This window comes from Bacillus sp. BB51/4, from assembly GCF_008368845.1.
GTDB classification, from domain to species: Bacteria; Bacillota; Bacilli; order Bacillales; family Bacillaceae_G; genus Bacillus_A; species Bacillus_A wiedmannii.
In genome coordinates, this window is sequence record NZ_QOSC01000015.1 from 16,098 (window position 1) to 32,814 (window position 16,717).

The following is a 16,717-nucleotide window of genomic DNA, read 5'->3' on the forward strand; positions in this document are numbered from 1 at the left end:
AGAAATGATGTTTACAAGTCGCGTAATAGATCTATTACAAATTAAGTATCCCATCATTCAAGCAGGTATGGCAGGTGCGATTACGACGCCTGAGCTTGTTGCAGCTGTAAGTAATAGCGGAGGACTAGGAACGCTTGGAGCAGGCTATATGAGCCCTGAGCAAATTCGTGAAGCAATTAATAAAATAAGGGAACGAACTGATAAGCCTTTCGGTGTTAATTTACTGTTAACGAAAGAGATACAGATAGAAGAAGAGAAATTAAACTTGGCAAAGGTATTACTTAGCGGAGTGAATAGAGAATTCGGTATAGAGGAAGAAGAGACGATAAAGCTCCCCAAAAGCTATAAAGAACAATTACAAGTGTTAGTAGAAGAAAACGTACCAGTCGTTAGCTTTGCATTTCAAACGTTAGAAAAAGAAGAAATAGATGACTTAAAAAGAAGAGGAATAAAAGTCATAGGAACAGCTACTCATGTGAGAGAGGCGAGGGTGCTTGCTGAATTAGGAGTAGACATTATTGTTGGTCAAGGTAGTGAGGCAGGAGGGCATAGAGGAACGTTTATTGGGAAAGAACAGGACGCTATGATTGGGACGTTTGCATTAATTCCGCAGTTAGTAGCAGCAGTCCCGCATATCCCAATTGTTGCAGCAGGTGGTGTAATGAACGGACAAGGGCTTGTTGCGGCATTTTCACTGGGGGCAGAAGCTGTTCAAATGGGATCGGCCTTTTTAACGAGTGAAGAAAGTATTACGCATGATGTGTATAAAGAAGCAGTTTTACATAGTACAGATACGAGTACAACTGTGACCCGTGCGTTTTCCGGGAAATATGCGCGGGGTATTCGTAATGAATTTATAGAGAGACATGAAGGGAAAGAAGAAGGGCTTCCGATGTATCCAGTGCAAAATGTATTAACCTCTAAAATACGCCAAGAAGCAGCAAAACAAAATAAAGGAGAATACATGTCGCTTTGGGCAGGGCAAGCGTCATCATTAGCACGAATAGAATCAGCTCAGCATGTAGTGGAGCGAGTTATGAAAGAAGCAGAGAACGTAATCGAACAATTACAAAATATTTATAGAAAAAGACCACTTGAATAATTCAAGTGGTCTTTTCATTAGTTTGCTTTATAAAATTGTTGGATGGCCTCATCGATATAAACCCAGCCTTTCCAACCTAAGTGCATATGATCTTTTAAGAAGTATTTATCATACTCATGATTTGAGAAGTCGGCAATTGGATAGCCAGCTTTCTCAATTTGCTCATGAACTTTCTTGTAGTACAATTCGCGACGTTCTTTCGGGAAGCCAGCGTAATCGTACCAAGGACCTTTTACAGGAACAGAAATGAAGAGTGGTTTTGCACCAGATTGTTTTAATAAATCAAGTACAATTTGTAAATCTTCATATTCTGGCGATTGATCATAAGCATCATTTTTTAAGTAGCCTTCACGTTGCTTTAATTTCTTCTTGATTTTGCTGTTGAAGTAATCATCTTCGATACCATATTCGTTAGAACCTGATTCTACTGCACCAGTTTGATCTGCATGTTTACGAGCCTCGTCCCAATTCATTTGTTTTAATGAAGGGTCAAGTTTTTCTTTATGCGGTTTAATATCAAACATTGCTGTAAATAAATCTTTACGATCTAAAATGTTACGATAAATATAAGCGAAAGGTTTAGCAGCAAGTGCTTTTACTTTATGCTTTGTATCATCATAAACGATACCTTCAAGCGAAATTTTTAGTAAAGTTTCTTTCTTGACGATTTCAAAGTTTAATAAACGTTTTGCAATTTGCTTTTTCATTTCAGGCTTTAAGTCATCATTGAAAAGCAAGTGATAGCCTTGTTGTTTTGAAAAGTTAGGTGCAAAGTGTGTTTCATCAATACCTTGTGGTACAAACCATTGAGGAGAAAGAACGAATACCATTTTTTTATCCTTCAATTGATCCATAGTAGATGCAAAGTTTAACACATGTACAAGGTCTTGTGTTCCTCCGCGTCCAAGTAGGAATGGTGTGAACCCTTCAGGCTTTACTTTGAAATAATTTGATGGATGGAAAGCATCCATACGTGCGAATTCCGATGAACCGTACATCGGAAGGTATTTCGGGTCTGCTAACATCTTTTGCTGTAATATCATACTTTGAATCTTTTCTTCTTTTAAAGAAGTGGCAGCTTGTTCTACTTTTTCATCACTTAAAAGTGGAAGTAGGAAGCGCGTTGGAATAAGTAAGAATACAGCAAAAAGGGCCAATGCTAAAAGCATCGGACCAAATTTTGCTTTGTTCATCGGATTTCTTCCAACTTCTTAATAACCATGTTTGGTGTAGCCCACTCGTCACGGTCAAAATCAGAAATAGAAACTTCAATATCTAAACGCTCTTGGAATTCAACTAATAAAGATACTACAGCGAAAGAATCAAGAATACCTTCTTCAAATAATTGAACATCTAAGTTTTCTTTCACAATATCGTTTTCACATACTTCTTCTAAAATATCTAATACTTGATCTTTAAATTCTGCCATTTTTAAAATCTCCTTTATATCCGAAATATATTATATGTGCAACTTCTTACTAGTATAAGAAGGGTGCATTAAAAGTATCTGTTAAGGTGTCCAGAGAAAATTAGGAAACCGAAACATACAACGTGGAACGTAATTACAATCGCAAGGACATGTGTAAATTTATTGTTTGGCCAAAACTTATGCTTCTTGTTTTTTCGCTCGAAAATATCGAATAAAATAAACAGTGCGGCATGATATAGACCATAAATAACATACTGCGCAACAGCGCTTCCTTGGATGTGCCAAATTCCCATGATGAAGAAGTTTAAAAATGCACCGATATACGAAATTGTGTAGCGGTTTTTAATTAACTTTTTCTTCGTTGCAAAAAAGACGAAACGCATGTAAATAAAATCACGGAACCAGAATGATAAACTCATGTGCCAGCGGTTCCAGAAGTCTTTAATGTTACGACTAAGGAATGGCTTATTAAAGTTTTCAGGAGTTTTAATTCCCATCATGTAACTGATACCAATTACGAATGCACTATAACCTGCAAAGTCAAAGAATAATTGCATGCTAGTAGCGTACATAAAAATAGCATTAGATAAAAGTGTATCTTGATTGGCGAATACTGCCTTTACAAGATATGTTGTTATCAAGTGCGCAATTATAAATTTATACAGAAAACCTTGGAAAATACGGTTAAGCCCTGTATATAGTAACTTTTGATATTCCTCAGCGCTAGGTGGCTTTTGGATATCTTTTTGGAATCTACGGTAACGATCGATAGGTCCACTTGAAATCGCAGGGAAGAATAAAACGAATTCCCAGAAATTAAAGAAGGAAAGTTCTTTAATTAAATTATCACGAACTTCAAAGACCATTTGTACTGCTCTAAATGTTACGTAAGACATACCTGCGAAAACAATAAAATGTAATTCAGGCACAAATGGTGCGATTTTTGCCAAAATAAGTGGCAAAATCGATAAAATAACAGCTATACAAAACATGAATGTACTATTATTTTGTTTTCTTAAAATTAAATAGCCTTTAATTAGGGCATATTGCCAAATAATAAATGCGGCTAACATAATCGCTTGCTTCGGTTTATCCGAGAAGATAATAGCAATCATGACTAATGTTAAAACGGCATTATATTTACGCAACATTTTACCTTTTAATCCAGCTATGATAGTAGGTATTAATAAAATGCCCACTATAGCGAAAAAATAAAATGATCCATATGCGGTCATGCTGTAACCTCACTCAATAATTTTTTGCGATCTACCTTTCCATTTGGTGTCATTGGAATAGAAGATTGATACATGAATTTACGTGGAATCATGTAGTTTGGTAATCGCTCATTGAGTTCTTTTTTAATTGCAGATGTTAGTTTGAATTCTTTTTCAAATGAATGTTCCCCAGGAACAACAACCGCTAATAAATAATCGTATTTCTCACCTTTTTTAATTGGAACGATAACTGCTCCTTCTACGTAAGAACACGCACGAAGGTGATGCTCAATTTCTTCTAATTCCATTCGATAACCATGCAGCTTAATTTGGAAATCAAGACGACCATTATAGAATAGAAGACCATTTTCAACATAGCCAGCATCACCTGTTTTATAGGCGCGCTCACCGTCAATCATAGTAAATGCTTTTTCTGTTAATTCAGGGCTTCCTAAATATCCAACGCTTACGCTTGGACCGACAATTACGATTTCACCTTTTTCACCATCAGGTGCAATCGTACCATCTTCTTTCATAATAAGAAGGCGGCAATCTGATTTACAGTAGCCAACTGGAAGTGATTTGTATTGATCAAGCACTTCTTCTGTAACGTGAATACCTGTTACAGCGACAGTAGCTTCTGTTGGACCGTACGTATTCATAATTGTCGCTTTCGGGAAACGCTCAATTAATTTTCTAGCTACTTCATTTGGTAACACTTCACCGCAGAATAAGAATGTTTTCATGTTCGGTAGCATACTCTCAGAGAAAGATGCTTCCATTAAACACATCTCTGCGAAAGATGGTGTCGAAGTCCATACTTGTATATCCGATTGCTCTAAAGAAGCAAACAAGTCTTTTGGACGTGCAATCATATCTTTATCGATTGCCCAAAGTGTACCACCTGTTACTAATGATGGGTAAATATCCATGACAGATAAATCGAATGAGAAAGGTGCTTGGTTTAAGAATACTTGCCCTGTTTGTAAGTTGAAATCTTCTACAGCCCATTTTGTAAAACTTACAAGGCAGTTATAAGTAATCTGAACCCCTTTTGGATTACCTGTGCTTCCTGATGTGTAAATAATGTAGAAGTTCTCATCACCTTTTACCGCATGTTCAGGATTTGGAGTGTTCCCTTTATGAGTAAAGAAAATATCTTTTAAGTTGTCTTCACTTACAATGCGAACTGGTAAATCAGTTACAGTTACTTCAGTTCCTGATAAAAGTAGTTTCGCACCAGAATTTTCAGCGATACGTTGTACACGATCAGCTGGGATAGATAAATCTACAGGAATATAAGCATGTCCAGCTTTTACACATCCTAAAAAGTTAATAATCATTTCAGGTTGCATATGACCATACACCATAATTGGTGAACGATCATCTGGATACGCAGAAGAAATCCAATGTGCTAACGCATCAGAATCTTCCTTTAATTGTTTGTACGTAATTTTCGCATCTCGCCAAACAAAAGCAGTTTGATCAGGCGTTTCAATAGCCCACTTTTCAATTTGTTCTAATAACTTCATAACGTTCCCACCCTAAAATTCGTTGTAAATAAATGTACTTGTGTTTGTATCATGGAATCCATACAACCAAAGCAATGCAAATAAAATTGCAAGGTAATAAACCGTCTTTGCAACCCATTGTGTGAGTGGTCGAGACCATATCTCTTTTAATCTTTCCATGTCTTTCCCTCTCTTAATGAAATGATAGCTCTTTGTAGGTATCATGTCCTACATTATTGTGAAAAAAACAAAATTCCACATTTTAGGTAAAAATAAGTCAAAAGGCTCTTTTCTGATATTAGCACTAAATACTAAAAAAGAAAATCCCTAACTTAGCAATTATATTACATTCAGCATGAATTTGTAACGGGTTTGACATGTAAATAGGAAGTGGATTGTGTGAATGTATAAAAGTGGTCTGGGAGAATGTATAGAAATGTAATATTTGTTTGAGTTTTTCATAGTTAATGTATGAATTGTTAAAGTTTCATAAGAGGAGGAATTTCTGATGAAGAGGATGTGGAAGGATCTTATTTCAGAAGAAAACATTATTAAATGGAGACAGCATTTTCATAAATATCCGGAATTATCATTTCATGAAAAAGAAACTTCACAATTTATATATGAAACATTATGCTCGTTTTCTTCTTTAGAAGTAACGAGACCGACGGAATATAGTGTACTAGCAATTAAAAGAGGGACGGGACAAGGGAAAGTAGTTGCGATTCGAGCTGATATAGATGCTTTACCAATTCAAGAGGAGACAAGGAAATCTTATACGTCTGTGAATAAAGGAATGATGCATGCATGTGGGCATGATGCTCACGCAGCTATTTTGTTAAGTACAGCAGAGGTGCTATCAAATATAAAGGAAGATTTCGTAGGTGAGATTCATCTCTTCTTTCAGCACGCAGAAGAGGTATATCCTGGCGGGGGACAAGAAATGGTTGAGGCAGGCGTGATGGATGGTGTTGATTATGTAATAGGTTTACATGTTATGTCTGGATTGGAGAGCGGGAAAATCGGAATTGCATATGGACCGATGATGGCGGCACCAGACGTATTTACAGTTGAAATTCAAGGGAAAGGAGGGCATGCGGCGAGGCCAGAAGAAACGATAGATCCTATTGCTATCGGAGCGCAGATTATTACAAATTTACAACATATCGTATCAAGAAATACAAGTGCTTTCATGCAAAGAGTTGTTTCAGTTACGCAGTTTCATGGGGGAATGGCTGATAATATTATTCCTAATGCAGCAACTTTAATGGGAACTGTGCGTTCTTTTAATCAAGCGTTAAGAATAGAAGCAGAAGAGAAAATTGAGCAAATCGTGAAAGGAATTACAAAGGCACATGGAGGAAAGTATACATATACGTATCGATATGGATATGATCCGGTTATTAATGATGAATATATTACGAAAGTAGTAGAAGAAAGTGCACTACATTTGTTTGGGAATGAGCGTGTTGTAAAGCTGGAACCTTCTATGGGAGGAGAAGATTTTTCAGCATATTTAAGAAAGGCACCGGGTTGCTTCATTAAATTGGGGACGGGGAATGAAAAGATAGATACTTGTTATCCACATCATCATCCAAAATTTGATGTAGACGAATCAGCTTTAATTTATGGAGTGGAATTATTTGTAGAGACAGCGATAAGACTACTAAAATCATAGAAAAGTATAAAAAAAGGCAACTGCGCTCTATCGCAGTTGCTTTTATTTCTTTCCGTCAGAGAGGGCTGAGAAAGAACTATGCTCATTTATAGTATATGAATAGCTAACGGACAAGCTTGTACATTTTAATCATTTTTTTAAAAATAGTTATTGACATTGATAATCACTGTCAATTAATCTAAGGGTAGTTGAAATTGATAATTATTATCAATAGAATGGATGCGACATGTTAATGAGAAAAAAATTTCACCTTCTTCGGAGGGGATTAAAAGATAAAAATAAAGATGTTGATCAGCATATGGAATGGCAACGAAATGTAATTCGATCTGAATATATAGATGAGAAGAGTACACTTCCAACAGAAAAAGAGATACAAGGTAAAAGGAGAGATTCAGTTGAGTAAGTTAGTAATGATTTTTGCAAGTATGAGTGGAAATACAGAGGAAATGGCTGACCATATTGCGGGTGCAATTCGTGAAACAGAAAATGAAATTGAAGTGATCGATATTATGGACTCACCAGAAGCTTCTATACTAGAACAGTATGATGGAATTATTTTAGGTGCTTACACGTGGGGAGATGGTGACCTTCCTGATGATTTCTTAGATTTTTATGACGCAATGGATTCTATTGATTTAAATGGGAAAAAGGCCGCAGTATTCGGGTCATGTGATTCAGCTTATCCGAAATACGGCGTGGCGGTTGACATTTTAATCGAAAAGCTACAAGAGCGCGGAGCTGCAGTTGTGTTAGAAGGACTAAAAGTAGAATTAACGCCAGAAGATGAAGATGTAGAAAAATGTTTACAGTTTGGAGCTGAATTCGTGAAACACCTTTCTTAATGGCAGAAGGGAGATGAAGAGCAAGTGCACGAGAAAATCGCAATCAAAACGATGACAGATTATCATTTGTATGATTTTATGCGTTGTCCGCATAAATTTTATTTTCGTCATATAAAAAGAAGAGCACCTTCTTCATTTGAATGGCAACAAATTGCACAAATGATTGTGAATCAAATTATTAACGAGTATTACACACTACCCGCAGGCCAACAAACGAAAATCGTACTTTTAATATTAATAGAAAAGTATTGGAAAAGAGTAAGGATTAATATGTTCGCTTCGAAGACGGAGTATTATATTGTGTTAGCGAAGTTAACGGATCACTTATTACAGTTTGTTGAAAGAGATGATAGTCAGACACCGCCATTATTTTTATATGAAAAATTTCAAACATATATGGAAGAGTTAGGCGTCCACATGTCATTGACATTAGAAGTTGGTGAGTGGAGTACTGAGTCGTTTGTAATTAAAAAGTATGTTGTCGATGCGGATGAGGAAATGCTTGCTCTTTGTCAAAAGTTAATGACAGTATTCAGTTATAAAGCTTTCGATATTCTTCCAGGAAAAATTGAAGTTATTAATTTAATAGAAGGAACTAAGTATGAGTACATTCCGAAACAGGAAGATATTATAACTGGCATGGCTGATTTATCTAGAATGAAAGAAATGTTGCAACAACCTGAGCATTATACAGAGCGTCATTTTCGTTCTGAGTGTATGAGTTGTGCGTTTCGTAGTGAATGCCAAAGGGAAGAAGTAAAGAAAGAAGCGAAGCAGAAGAAAAATATCGTACATTAAAGGATGCAATTTTGCATCCTTTTTTGTTATTGACATGAAAAGCTTTTCATCATTTAACGTATATTTGTAGCAGATTTTAATAAAGGGAGGAATAATCAATGAAAGATGAAACGAAAGTATTTCAATGGTTAAAAGAACAGAATGCTCCTTTTGGAATTCAACTGCAAATTTTACAAGCGTTTCAACTGTATCAAATCATTGTTGAAATGGATAAAAAGTTAATGATGTATGAAGAGAGAGAATATCGGGAGAGAATTTAATCTCGGCCCTGTAGTATTACTTTCAGTTTTTCTGTACCTGCTAGAAATTCAAGTTCATTCTTTGTTTCAAAGTTATAAATCATATTATGTAATAAAGGACTGTATTGATAAAAGGTCGTGATGCGGTGAATGAGTAATGGATCATGGTGTGAAATAAGCGTGCTGTATTGTTCATATACTGATGTAGTAAATTCATGTCCGAAATCATAATATAGCCCAGCAAAATCAAAAGCAGGATCACCAATTTGAGCATCACCGAAATCAATAACTCCTGAAATGGTTTTATTTTGGTTATCGAATAAAATATGATGATGTGTAAAATCAGCGTGAATAATTGTATTTTGAAAAATGGCTGTATCGATACATGTAAAGAAATTTTCGAATAAACGATTTAAAGATGATTGCTGGAACGAAGTAAGATTGTTAGTAACATACTGATTTAACTTAGCTTGTAGCTCTTTCCAGTAGGTAAGTGTTTTTTCTATAGGGAATTCTAATGCTTTCACACGCTTTAAAGGAATACTATGTAGAGCCACAAGGAAAGTTGCTAATTGTGTAATAAGTGCTTTTAGTTCTTTTTTCTCTAGCGTATTAACTATTTCTGTTTTTAACGGTTCACCATGAATGAGAGTATAGTAACTGCAAAGGGGGATAGTATCAGTATCCTTTTCATAGAATAGGTGGTACTTTGGAACCTCAATTTCATGTAGTGAACAAGAGAGAAGTGTGCATAGTTCTTTTTCTAACGGAATTCGCGTTGCATATTCCTGTTTTCGAGGGAAACGAAACAGTAGCTCCTCATTTACTATAACCGCTACATTGTCCCAGCCTTCTTCATTTTGTTTATATGAATGTATAGAAAGATTAGGCAAAGCTTCTTTTATATACTGTTTGTAAGAGTCCATAATTGTTCCTCGTTTCTAAGTTAAGTTGTTCTACCTTATTATATCAGAATTTTCTTTCTATATGTTAAAATATAACTATCATTATGGAGAAGGGTGGGAGTATTACGAAGAAAAGACTATTCATCATTTCTCTATGTATCGCTTTTGGCTTGTTTTGGTCATATAAAGAGGAGGTTTTTGCTACCTTTAAACTGATTGATCAGTACGGGTTAAATAAGGAATTAAAGAATAAAAGTATAGAAACTTTAACTCATAATGAAATGAAAAAGGTAGGAGAACATTTTGTGACAGAGCAATTATCAGTGTTTGAGTTTAATAATAAAGAAGATGTGAAAAAAAGGTGAAGAACTATTTGTAAATAGAGAGTGTGAACAATTAATGAGAAATTATTATCCAAATCGCTTTCGGGATTTAGAGTATAAATTTACAGACGAGGAGATACGTGAAGAGACAGATGAGAGTTTTCGTTATCATGCTGTAGCGTACGTTGCGGGTACTGAAAATGGTAAGAGAAGCGAAATGAAATTGAATTATGAAATAAAAATTGTAAAGGTTAATAATATATTTAAGGTGTTAGAACAAAAACAGTATGTACAATAAAGTGAAACATGAATCAGTGCTACAAATAGCGGATAAAAAAATCCCCCAGTTCTTTGAGGGATTCTAAAGGTTTTCATTTTGTTGACCAAGCTCTTTTTGAGCAATATATAAATTTCCTTGCTCGACTTGTTTTTGAGTAAGAACAGAATCACCTGCATACCCTTTTTCTGTTTTCACAGTTCTTTTTGAACGATTGGAATCTTGTTTCTTCATATAATATGTCACCTTTCCTTAAAAATAAACGAAAATGATGAGTACGAGTAACACCGCAGCAAAAATGGTAATGCCCATTAAAAACGAGGTGTTTTTATATTTAGGTGGCTTATGTACATCTTGCCGATATCCAGGTGAAATTTCAGGGGCGAATTCTTCATTGAATGCTTGCTTTTTTTCTTTTTCGTCCATATGTATCCACCTTTCTTTTTCATTATGTTATACGTTCAAAGAAAAAATATGCATGAAGAAAACAGCCGCTATATCATTAGCGGCTGTTTTGCGTTGTATATTTTCTCTGGACTTGAAAGAGACGGATAAGTAGGAAGCTAGCTCCAAATGCTAGACCGATAATAAGACCGATCCAATAACCTTTCGCTGCCCATTCCGTATAAGTTGCTAATATGTAGCCAAGAGGAAGACCGATTACCCAATAAGCAATTAGCGTCATAATTAAGGCGACATTGACATCTTTATAACCACGCAGTGCCCCTTGTACGGGAGTTGCAATTGCATCTGAAATTTGAAATAAAATCGCAAATATAAGAAATTCTTTTGCTAAATGATGAACTTGTATATCTGTCGTATAAATAGAAGCAATTTCATCATCAAAGAAGTAGAGAAGAATTGAATATAATAGGGCAAATGCAAGTGCTAAGCCAATCCCGATAAATCCATATTGTTTTGCGTTATTGTATCGCTTTGCTCCAACTTCAAATCCAACAGCGATGGTCATTGCCATTGCTAAACTTAAAGGAGTCATATATAACAAGGAAGCGAAGTTCATAGCTGCTTGATGAGCTGCGATTGTTGTCGTACTAAAATTACTCATCATAAGTGTCACTGCAGCAAAAATACTCGTTTCAAAAAAGATAGCAAATCCGATAGGGACGCCAAGTTTTAAGAATTCAGTCCAACTTGAAAGAGAAGGACGATATAATTGTTTAAATATATTGAAAGATGCGAAAGGCTCTTTCGTACGAATAATAATAACGGTAATAATTAAAATGCACCAATAGGTTGCTGCAGAAGCAATTGCCGCTCCAACACCACCGAGTTTTGGAAAACCGAAATGACCGAAAATTAATACATAATTTAATATTACGTTAATTGGTAATGATAGTAATGTAATAATCATCGTTGTGCGAGTTTTTCCTAATGCATCAATAAACCCGCGCAAAACAGTGTAAGTAAATAAAGGGATAATTCCAATTGCAATAATACTTAAAAATTGTGCCGCAATACGTTCCACAGGTTCTTCCAGGCGCATGCCGTTTAAAATAGGTGAAACAGCGAAGAAACCGATAAGGATGACCACGAAACTAGCACAAATTGCTAAATATACTGCTTGTATGACAACTTGGGGAACATCCTCTTTTTTCTTTGATCCAACGAGCTGCGCAACAATTGGAGTAGTAGCCATTAAAATTCCTGTTAATCCGGTACTAACGGGAAGCCATATACTTGTTCCGATAGCAACACCAGCTAAATCAATAGGACTTGCGTGCCCTGACATTGTCGTATCGAAAAAACTCATTGCAAATAATGACATTTGCGTTACGAAAATCGGGAAAAATAGTAATACAAATTGCTTTAATTTTTGTGAGAATGAATTAGTTTCCTTCATAAAATCCCCTTTCCGCTAAAAAAACAAACTCTTACTATCATACAATTTAATCAACAAATAGAAAAGAAATACGCGCATACAACATGTACAATCAATAAAAAAAAGATGCACTTTAAAAGGGGATAAGGTATTATGATAAGGTGTGAAAAATTACATATTCGTTATTAAGGAGGCACTACTCGTGGCTGATTGGTTAATTGGAATAATCATGGGTGCTGTTGAAGGGTTAACAGAGTTTTTACCAGTTTCATCAACAGGACATATGATTTTAACAGGTCATTTACTTGGATTTGACGACGAGAGAGCGAAAGTTTTCGAAGTTGTTATTCAATTGGGATCGATTTTAGCAGTTGTTGTTATATTTTGGAAGCGTCTATGGTCTTTAGTAGGTATAGGGAAAGTAACAGATGGACCATCGTTAAATTTATTACATATTATTATCGGGATGATTCCTGCTGGCATACTTGGCGTATTGTTCCATAGTGCGATTAAAGAAGTTTTATTTGGGCCAGGCCCAGTTGTCATCAGTTTAGTGGCTGGTGGTATTTTAATGATTGTTGCTGAGAAGTTTTCGAAACCAAGTACAGCAAGAACATTAGATGAAATCACATATAAGCAAGCATTTACAATTGGGATGTTCCAATGTTTAGCGCTTTGGCCAGGATTTTCTCGTTCTGGTTCTACAATAAGTGGTGGTTTATTAGCTCGCGTGTCACATACAGCGGCGGCTGAATATACATTTATTTTAGCAGTACCAATGATGGTAGCTGCAAGTGGTTTAGATTTAATTAAAAGCTGGGATATATTAAGTGCGGCTGATATTCCGTTATTTGCAACAGGATTTATTACAGCATTCGTTGTTGCGATGCTTGCAATTGTTTCATTCTTAAAATTATTAGGTCGTGTAAAACTAACACCGTTCGCTTACTACCGTTTCATTTTAGCTGCGGTATTCTATTTCTTCATTATGTAATAAAAAACTGCCGAGTTCGGCAGTTTTTTATTTTACTACTTTTTCCATCATGCTTTCCATTACATGTTCCCAAAGAGAAGTATCATCAGCTAATGTAGCACGGAAATTAGCGTACATTTCTTTTTGTTTCTCTTCGAATGTTGGATCTTCTTTTTCAGGCAATGTAGCGCGCATTGAAGTTACTAACTCTTGTACTTTTGGAGCGCGTGGTCCCCAAACGGCTTGTTCATTTCCATCTTTATCAATGAAAATAAAAATTGGAATGGCACGTGCTGTTCCATTTGTTAAATATTGATCCATTAATTCTAAGTTTTCATCGCGAATTAATAATCTCATATCAATATTTGCAACTTCAGAAATTCGTTTCATAACAGGTACGCATAAAAGAGCGTCACCACACCAATCAGCTGTTAATACGATAACACGCCAGCCATCATTTTGGCGTTCTTCTAATACAGGAAGTAATTCATTTGGAATTAAAAAGTTATTGTAAATGTGCAGTAGCTCGTATTGATTTACTTTCATTTCATTCACATATGTATCAAAGGACATACCTTTATCAGCCCATTGTTGTAAGTTCATAAGTAACACCTCTTTAGTATGATTTGTTTTCATTGTACCAATTTTTATATAGAAAAGCTTGTATTCTTACTCTTTCTTGTCACTTAATAATTGATTTAATAGGAAAAAGAATAGTACGACACATAATTCAGTAAGATTGGACAGTTGTACGCTCTCTATCCAATCATCGGCAGTATGAATGACGAACCAATCTAGCGTAATTTCAATGATTGCAAAAAGAGTAATAGCCAGCCAATTTGGCATGTTTTTTGTCATTGGATATAGCAACGCCTTGAGGAAACCGAAGATAAAGAATGTAATACCTTCTAAGAAAAGTGATTAATAGAAAAAATAGAAGTAAAGCAGTGCGTGATCTATACTCTATACCTGTAATATGAAAGATTCCTACATATACAAAGAATATAAATGCAAAAGTTATAATGAGAAACAGAATAACAAAACCAATAATCAAAGTCTTATCTTTTAGATTGAGATTAGAAAATTTGTCTTCTTCACTTACTATTTCATCCCCTTTTTCTGGAAAATCAACTTTATTGTATCATGAAATATCTATTTAAAAACTACGAATTATGGGAAAATAAGGTGACAAAAAGTAAGATTTCATGTAAAATTATTAATAAGGTTTTTATTTAACTAAATGAAATAAAAGGGGCTGTCAAAGTTGTCTCAAAATCGAGAGCAATTAATGGAAGAACTATCGACAAATGTTTTTGCTATGTTCCGCACGTTGCGTAATGATATTGGAAAGATATTTGGTGGTTACATACCGTGGAATGAGTTCATCGTCCTTAGAATATTGAATCGTACGAATAAAGAAATGGTATCACGTGTAGCCAATGAGTTAAATGTGTCGAATAGTCATATTACAGCTGTTACAGAAAAATTAATTAATAAAGGTTTTGTAACTCGTTCACGTTCTACGTCAGATCGCAGAGTTGTATATTTGGAGATTACAGAACAAGGAAAAGATTTAGTTGCGAAAATGGAAGGGGAGAAAAAGAAATATTTACAAAAAAGATTCTCCGCGCTTTCAGAAGAAGAAATGAATATAATGATATCAATTTCTAAAAAACTTATTTAATTCATTACAAGTAAGAAAACGCTTACGTAATAAAGGAGAAGACCTTCCCTATGTGAGGAAGGTCTTCTTTCGTATGTAAAAGATTATAAAAAAGAAAATATGTAACATACTACTAGTAAAGGAAGGGGGGCAGACATATGACAAATCGAAATGGTAGTAAAGGGAGCGGAAATCAAGGCTCACCGAAATCAGGGCAATTTCAGCAAGAGTTTAGTACTGAATTTGAGACTGGTAATGATAACAAAGGAAAAGAATATCGTTCGAAAAAAGGAAGTAAATCAAAAAAGGAGTGAAATAATTCACTCCTTTTTTGATTTAAGATGCTGCGGATTGATCCGTATTATATTTTTCTTCTGATTTTGCGACGATCATTGCGCAAATTGCATCACCGGAAATATTTACAGCTGTTCGTGACATATCTAAAATGCGATCAATACCGATAATTAAGGCAATACCTTCTACGGGTAGATTTACTTGATTTAAAACCATCGTAAGCATTACAAGTCCAACACCTGGTACACCAGCAGTACCGATACTAGCTAGTACAGCAGTTAATACGACGACAGCTAATTGGGACATAGTAAGCTCAACTCCGTATACTTGAGCGATAAATACAGTTGCTACACCTTGCATAATGGCAGTGCCATCCATATTAATCGTTGCACCTAGTGGTTGTACAAAAGAACTTATCGCTTTTGGAACACCCAGTTTTTCTTGTGCTGTTTTCATTGCAAATGGAAGAGATGCATTAGAGCTAGATGTACTAAACCCAATTGCCATTACCGGTCCGAAATGTTTAAAGAAACGGACAATACTTTCTTTTGCTAATACCTTTAATAATCCGCCATACACGAAGACGCCGTGAATAATAAGTACTAGCATAACGACAATCATATACTTGAACATCGCAGCGACGCCTGCAAGACCCATTTTACCAACGGATGAAGCGAGCAATCCAAATGTTCCGATTGGAGCTAATTTCATAACGAGATTAACAAGATACATCATTAATTCGTTGCCCTGTTCAAGTAATGAATGGATACCTTGAACCCGTTTTCCTAAAATAGCTATACCGAGTCCGATTAATACGGCAAAGGCAATAATTTGTAACATGTTTCCATCAGCCATCGCTTTTGCTGGGTTATCTGGTACGATATTTAGCAATGTATCGACGAAAGATGTTTCGGTTTTTGCCCCTTCATATTTAAGCCCTTCGGTTTTAAAGTTACCGCCAGATCCTGGTTGTATAATCAGTGCAAATGTAACTGCAATAGAGATGGCAACGGCTGTAGTTACAAGAAAGAATGAAATTGATTTTAAGCCGATTCTTCCAAGTTGTTTCGGGTCTCCAAGCCCAGCAGAACCAAGCACGATAGAAATGAATACAACAGGAACAACTAGCATTTTAATGAGGCGAATAAACAATTGACCAAGTGGATTGAACACATATTGATTTAATGGTTCAAAAATGGATGGTGCAGCTAAATTTAAAGTGAGTCCGACAACTAAACCGAGAAATAATGCGATTAAGATTGCTTTTGTTTGTTTCAATAAAACCCCCCTTTATTTTTGTAAAATTACTTTCTACATTAATTGTACAAAAAAACTACCTATTTTGACAGTATTTTCTGAATATATACTATAAAAGTTGGATGTGATTTGAACATAGAGTGAAAGAGAGAGGGAGTTTTACATAAAGGATAAAGTAAACAAAAAAATAAGACCATCACAAATGATGGCCTAAGGAAGGGGACAATTTATGTCAATTTAATTAGGGATGGAAGTTGTTCAAGACACTGGGGAATGTCTTATAAATTAGGGAGGAACAACTTCGATACATATACTATAAAAGTTGGATGTGACCCTGGTGTGAACATAGAGTGAAAGAGAGAGGGAGTTTTA

General features: G+C 35.4%; 20 protein-coding genes and 2 pseudogenes. 10 read left to right on the forward strand and 12 right to left on the reverse strand.

What is annotated here, in order from left to right; all coding sequences use genetic code 11:
* Positions 1 to 7: 7 nt before the first annotated feature.
* Complete coding sequence (locus DN392_RS22195) at positions 8 to 1,102, forward strand: NAD(P)H-dependent flavin oxidoreductase (RefSeq protein ID WP_000495247.1); 1,095 nt, start codon at positions 8 to 10, stop codon at positions 1,100 to 1,102.
* 17 nt (positions 1,103 to 1,119) lie between these two features.
* Here DN392_RS22195 and dltD read toward each other — a convergent pair whose 3' ends face one another.
* From dltD to DN392_RS22220, 5 genes are all read right to left on the reverse strand, one after another.
* Positions 1,120 to 2,295 (reverse strand): D-alanyl-lipoteichoic acid biosynthesis protein DltD, encoded by a 1,176-nt coding sequence (dltD, locus tag DN392_RS22200; protein WP_001030275.1) that lies wholly within the window; start codon positions 2,293 to 2,295, stop codon positions 1,120 to 1,122.
* Entirely contained in the window at positions 2,292 to 2,531 is a 240-nt protein-coding gene (gene dltC, locus DN392_RS22205; RefSeq protein WP_000807307.1) for a D-alanine--poly(phosphoribitol) ligase subunit DltC, read from the reverse strand. The genes dltD and dltC overlap by 4 nt, the downstream gene beginning before the upstream one ends.
* Before the next feature lie 68 nt (positions 2,532 to 2,599).
* Positions 2,600 to 3,766: a D-alanyl-lipoteichoic acid biosynthesis protein DltB gene (gene dltB / locus DN392_RS22210; RefSeq protein WP_000127922.1), complete on the reverse strand. Its 1,167-nt coding sequence runs from the start codon at positions 3,764 to 3,766 to the stop codon at positions 2,600 to 2,602.
* On the reverse strand, positions 3,763 to 5,277 hold the full coding sequence (gene dltA, locus DN392_RS22215; protein ID WP_000770515.1) for a D-alanine--poly(phosphoribitol) ligase subunit DltA: 1,515 nt from the start codon (positions 5,275 to 5,277) through the stop codon (positions 3,763 to 3,765). Before dltA ends, dltB begins: the two co-directional genes overlap by 4 nt.
* Positions 5,278 to 5,289: 12 nt before the next feature.
* Positions 5,290 to 5,436 (reverse strand): teichoic acid D-Ala incorporation-associated protein DltX, encoded by a 147-nt coding sequence (locus tag DN392_RS22220; protein WP_000440293.1) that lies wholly within the window; start codon positions 5,434 to 5,436, stop codon positions 5,290 to 5,292.
* A 328-nt stretch (positions 5,437 to 5,764) separates the two neighbouring features.
* On the opposite strand from DN392_RS22220, the gene DN392_RS22225 reads away from it, so the two are divergent.
* The 5 genes from DN392_RS22225 to DN392_RS30495 all read left to right on the forward strand — a co-directional run bounded on the left by DN392_RS22225 (position 5,765) and on the right by DN392_RS30495 (position 8,834).
* Positions 5,765 to 6,934 carry an amidohydrolase gene (locus DN392_RS22225; protein WP_149238105.1) on the forward strand — a complete coding sequence of 390 codons (1,170 nt, stop codon included), beginning with the start codon at positions 5,765 to 5,767 and terminating at the stop codon, positions 6,932 to 6,934.
* Between the two features lie 232 nt (positions 6,935 to 7,166).
* Positions 7,167 to 7,337 carry a hypothetical protein gene (locus DN392_RS30490; RefSeq protein ID WP_001227388.1) on the forward strand — a complete coding sequence of 57 codons (171 nt, stop codon included), beginning with the start codon at positions 7,167 to 7,169 and terminating at the stop codon, positions 7,335 to 7,337.
* Positions 7,330 to 7,776 carry a flavodoxin gene (locus DN392_RS22230; RefSeq protein ID WP_000041145.1) on the forward strand — a complete coding sequence of 149 codons (447 nt, stop codon included), beginning with the start codon at positions 7,330 to 7,332 and terminating at the stop codon, positions 7,774 to 7,776. Before DN392_RS30490 ends, DN392_RS22230 begins: the two co-directional genes overlap by 8 nt.
* A gap of 24 nt (positions 7,777 to 7,800) precedes the next feature.
* A complete protein-coding gene (locus DN392_RS22235; protein ID WP_064448970.1) occupies positions 7,801 to 8,574 on the forward strand; it encodes a hypothetical protein in 774 nt (257 codons plus the stop codon).
* A gap of 98 nt (positions 8,575 to 8,672) precedes the next feature.
* A complete protein-coding gene (locus DN392_RS30495) occupies positions 8,673 to 8,834 on the forward strand; it encodes a hypothetical protein (RefSeq protein WP_046958209.1) in 162 nt (53 codons plus the stop codon).
* Here DN392_RS30495 and DN392_RS22240 read toward each other — a convergent pair.
* The gene (locus tag DN392_RS22240; RefSeq protein ID WP_046958208.1) at positions 8,831 to 9,739 is read right to left on the reverse strand and encodes an aminoglycoside phosphotransferase family protein; all 909 of its coding nucleotides are present in this window, start codon (positions 9,737 to 9,739) and stop codon (positions 8,831 to 8,833) included. The two genes, DN392_RS30495 and DN392_RS22240, sit on opposite strands and share 4 nt — an antisense overlap.
* A gap of 83 nt (positions 9,740 to 9,822) precedes the next feature.
* Between DN392_RS22240 and DN392_RS22245 the strand changes: the two are divergent.
* Positions 9,823 to 10,339 (forward strand): annotated as a pseudogene (locus tag DN392_RS22245) (biotin transporter BioY).
* Positions 10,340 to 10,402: 63 nt separating this feature from the next.
* Here the strand turns inward: DN392_RS22245 and DN392_RS30500 are convergent.
* The 3 genes from DN392_RS30500 to DN392_RS22255 form a co-directional block, all read right to left on the reverse strand.
* On the reverse strand, positions 10,403 to 10,552 hold the full coding sequence (locus tag DN392_RS30500) for a hypothetical protein (protein ID WP_000743739.1): 150 nt from the start codon (positions 10,550 to 10,552) through the stop codon (positions 10,403 to 10,405).
* A gap of 18 nt (positions 10,553 to 10,570) precedes the next feature.
* Positions 10,571 to 10,744: a 2-isopropylmalate synthase gene (locus DN392_RS22250; protein ID WP_046958206.1), complete on the reverse strand. Its 174-nt coding sequence runs from the start codon at positions 10,742 to 10,744 to the stop codon at positions 10,571 to 10,573.
* A gap of 76 nt (positions 10,745 to 10,820) precedes the next feature.
* Entirely contained in the window at positions 10,821 to 12,179 is a 1,359-nt protein-coding gene (locus tag DN392_RS22255; protein ID WP_064448973.1) for an MATE family efflux transporter, read from the reverse strand.
* 181 nt (positions 12,180 to 12,360) lie between these two features.
* Here DN392_RS22255 and uppP point away from each other — a divergent pair, with 181 nt between their 5' ends.
* Positions 12,361 to 13,152, forward strand: coding sequence for a bacitracin resistance undecaprenyl-diphosphatase (gene uppP, locus DN392_RS22260; protein WP_000796242.1), 792 nt, complete (start codon positions 12,361 to 12,363; stop codon positions 13,150 to 13,152).
* Between the two features lie 27 nt (positions 13,153 to 13,179).
* Here the strand turns inward: uppP and DN392_RS22265 are convergent, their stop codons facing one another.
* Together DN392_RS22265 and DN392_RS22270 are read right to left on the reverse strand one after the other, a co-directional pair.
* Complete coding sequence (locus DN392_RS22265) at positions 13,180 to 13,767, reverse strand: thioredoxin family protein (RefSeq protein ID WP_002070995.1); 588 nt, start codon at positions 13,765 to 13,767, stop codon at positions 13,180 to 13,182.
* 33 nt (positions 13,768 to 13,800) lie between these two features.
* Positions 13,801 to 14,236, reverse strand: a pseudogene (locus tag DN392_RS22270) (regulatory YrvL family protein).
* Between the two features lie 159 nt (positions 14,237 to 14,395).
* On the opposite strand from DN392_RS22270, the gene DN392_RS22275 reads away from it, so the two are divergent.
* A complete protein-coding gene (locus DN392_RS22275) occupies positions 14,396 to 14,815 on the forward strand; it encodes a MarR family winged helix-turn-helix transcriptional regulator (RefSeq protein ID WP_000081443.1) in 420 nt (139 codons plus the stop codon).
* A gap of 137 nt (positions 14,816 to 14,952) precedes the next feature.
* Complete coding sequence (locus DN392_RS22280; RefSeq protein ID WP_000184933.1) at positions 14,953 to 15,108, forward strand: hypothetical protein; 156 nt, start codon at positions 14,953 to 14,955, stop codon at positions 15,106 to 15,108.
* A 22-nt stretch (positions 15,109 to 15,130) separates the two neighbouring features.
* Here DN392_RS22280 and DN392_RS22285 read toward each other — a convergent pair whose 3' ends face one another.
* Positions 15,131 to 16,366, reverse strand: coding sequence for a dicarboxylate/amino acid:cation symporter (locus DN392_RS22285; RefSeq protein WP_000814822.1), 1,236 nt, complete (start codon positions 16,364 to 16,366; stop codon positions 15,131 to 15,133).
* Positions 16,367 to 16,717: the final 351 nt, after the last annotated feature.

What these genes read in the sequence shown, in the direction of transcription:
- DN392_RS22195 (WP_000495247.1), top strand. Translation starts at nt 8, where the DNA reads ATGTTTACAAGTCGCGTAATAGATCTATTACAAATTAAGTATCCCATC.
- dltD (WP_001030275.1), bottom strand. Translation starts at nt 2,295, where the DNA reads ATGAACAAAGCAAAATTTGGTCCGATGCTTTTAGCATTGGCCCTTTTT.
- dltC (WP_000807307.1), bottom strand. Translation starts at nt 2,531, where the DNA reads ATGGCAGAATTTAAAGATCAAGTATTAGATATTTTAGAAGAAGTATGT.
- dltB (WP_000127922.1), bottom strand. Translation starts at nt 3,766, where the DNA reads ATGACCGCATATGGATCATTTTATTTTTTCGCTATAGTGGGCATTTTA.
- dltA (WP_000770515.1), bottom strand. Translation starts at nt 5,277, where the DNA reads ATGAAGTTATTAGAACAAATTGAAAAGTGGGCTATTGAAACGCCTGAT.
- DN392_RS22220 (WP_000440293.1), bottom strand. Translation starts at nt 5,436, where the DNA reads ATGGAAAGATTAAAAGAGATATGGTCTCGACCACTCACACAATGGGTT.
- DN392_RS22225 (WP_149238105.1), top strand. Translation starts at nt 5,765, where the DNA reads ATGAAGAGGATGTGGAAGGATCTTATTTCAGAAGAAAACATTATTAAA.
- DN392_RS30490 (WP_001227388.1), top strand. Translation starts at nt 7,167, where the DNA reads ATGAGAAAAAAATTTCACCTTCTTCGGAGGGGATTAAAAGATAAAAAT.
- DN392_RS30495 (WP_046958209.1), top strand. Translation starts at nt 8,673, where the DNA reads ATGAAAGATGAAACGAAAGTATTTCAATGGTTAAAAGAACAGAATGCT.
- DN392_RS22240 (WP_046958208.1), bottom strand. Translation starts at nt 9,739, where the DNA reads ATGGACTCTTACAAACAGTATATAAAAGAAGCTTTGCCTAATCTTTCT.
- DN392_RS30500 (WP_000743739.1), bottom strand. Translation starts at nt 10,552, where the DNA reads ATGAAGAAACAAGATTCCAATCGTTCAAAAAGAACTGTGAAAACAGAA.
- DN392_RS22250 (WP_046958206.1), bottom strand. Translation starts at nt 10,744, where the DNA reads ATGGACGAAAAAGAAAAAAAGCAAGCATTCAATGAAGAATTCGCCCCT.
- DN392_RS22255 (WP_064448973.1), bottom strand. Translation starts at nt 12,179, where the DNA reads ATGAAGGAAACTAATTCATTCTCACAAAAATTAAAGCAATTTGTATTA.
- DN392_RS22265 (WP_002070995.1), bottom strand. Translation starts at nt 13,767, where the DNA reads ATGAAAACAAATCATACTAAAGAGGTGTTACTTATGAACTTACAACAA.
- DN392_RS22280 (WP_000184933.1), top strand. Translation starts at nt 14,953, where the DNA reads ATGACAAATCGAAATGGTAGTAAAGGGAGCGGAAATCAAGGCTCACCG.